Consider the following 2,038-nt stretch of genomic DNA (forward strand, 5'->3'; position numbering starts at 1 on the left):
ATGTATGCATTATATACCATGATATCTAAGATAATACCGGAAAGTATGTATCAGGAGTATATAACAGCGATGATGTGAAAAAATGTGTAGATTAATCTACAATGTTAACAGCAACATAACTCCCAATATTAACATAATACTCACGCAGTAACAGCATCAGCTTGGATATATCAAAAAATTCTTCTCCTATACACTAATCGCAAACAATATACGTTACTCTACTTTTCATGCATTACATTTTTGGACAGGTATACGGATTGGACACCCACTAAGCACTATATTTCTATGGTTTTATATAAACTGAGCACAACTACCCTAGAAATTATAGAATAAAATTTCCTCTTTGTAAGCAGATTTTCCGTTTCGAAATACAAAGCGTTTCCTCTATACACGCGATGATAAGTAAAATATTTGCATTTTGTAGTAGCTTATTGTAGACTGAGATCCTAGGGTTTTTGGTGCATCCAATAATCTCGAATTGAAGTTTACTTTTTTCTGTGTGGTGTTTCCTTCCAGTATTGGGTTATGCGCGAGTAGAATCTGCATCTTACATTCATTAAGGTAGCAGTTGTCCCTCTGCATTTGTGTCTTTAGCAGGTTGCAAGGCCTCTAGGCTCCTGTGATATAGCTAGGAACACCTTATAAGAGGTAATGTGCTTGTTTATAAATAGCAATTGTGTTTCATCTAAAACGTGAATATCCAAATAAGGAGTTTTTATGCATCCAGGAAGTGGTGGGGGGAGAGAATTTTGGAGCAATAGAAGACAGAGACGCGTTAGTGTTCGCGTTTCATCTGGCTCACATGTAGATGATGTCCCTCCTGCTGAGAGTTCGTCTGTTGACAGAAATGCAAGTTCCCGTATGGGGGGTGTATCTGAGAGAAGAGGCTCTATATTTAGAGCGTTCCTAGGACGTTTCTCCAGACATAGTACTACTCAAGCACCTACAGACTCAGAAAAGCCTCGAGAAACTCGTAAGGGAAAAGGCCGTGATGCATCCCCTGTGCAAGGGCTGTGTTGCATTCCTTCCTCTCGAGGAGGACGCAGGGAAAGTTCTGGAACAACTACTACAGGACTTCTTGGGAGCAAAACAGATACTGGAAGTAGTGACGCCACATGTAGTAGTAAGAGTGCTGCAAGTAGCAGTGAAAAAAGCATGGATTCTAGAAAAGAGGAATCAGATGATTTGGCTGATGCTTTGCTGGCTGCTGCATATGGTAACGGGATACCGCTTCTAGTTCCGGGTTCTTTTCCTCGTGATAGCTCTTCATTTATTCTAGTTCCAGGTTCTTTTCCTGGTTATAGCTCTTCACCAAGTATGGGTGTAATTGCTGCTAGAACACAGGGTATTTCATTCCATAGCAGTTCTGATACGTTGCGTGCATTACGAAGGTTATACAATGCTGTAAAGAACTTCGCTGCAGACATATGCGATGAGGGTGATATCACGTCTACACAAGGACTGTGTTGCATTCCTTCTTCACAAGGCAAACGTAGGGTAAGTTCTGAAGCAAAAACGGTGGCGCTGCTTAACAGCAAAATAAGTCCTAAAAGTAGGAGCTCTACGCGTAGTAACCGTTATACAAGCGGCTCCGAAAAAAGCGTATACTACAAGAAGTATGTTCCTTTCTCTGCGCGATCTGCAGAGTTTGAGGCATTCGTATGCGATATCCCTACAGATCTCCTGAGAGGCAGATATTCCAGTACCACTCAAAGTGATAGTGCGTCACTTTCTGAAGAAGTTGAAAGTGGAAATGAAAGATCTGATACACTTCTTGAGAAGCATGTACGTGCTTTAGAGTCTGCGGTGTTAAGTGCGTTAGAATCATTAGAGCTAGGGAGACTTCACAGTGCTCATTTAGCCACTCGTAATTATCTTGTGAGAGCACTTCTGCCTTTGTTAGAGCTAGCAAAAACTGAAACAGAGAAATCAGATTCTCAGCCTACAAAGCACATGACTGCTATAGAAAATATTATAACGCAGATCGGTGATTGCCTGACCGTAATGCAATCATCACAAAAAGAGCATGCTGCACACG

1 protein-coding gene is annotated in these 2,038 nt (G+C 41.3%); it reads left to right on the top strand.

Going from position 1 to position 2,038, the window contains the following annotated elements; translation table 11 throughout:
* Positions 1-717 precede the first annotated feature (717 nt).
* The coding region (locus tag KPX09_RS05110; protein WP_249549281.1) for a hypothetical protein at positions 718-2,038 on the top strand (1,321 nt) is incomplete at its 3' end.

It is taken from the genome of Anaplasma phagocytophilum, assembly GCF_023476575.1.
Taxonomy (GTDB): Bacteria; Pseudomonadota; Alphaproteobacteria; order Rickettsiales; family Anaplasmataceae; genus Anaplasma; species Anaplasma phagocytophilum_A.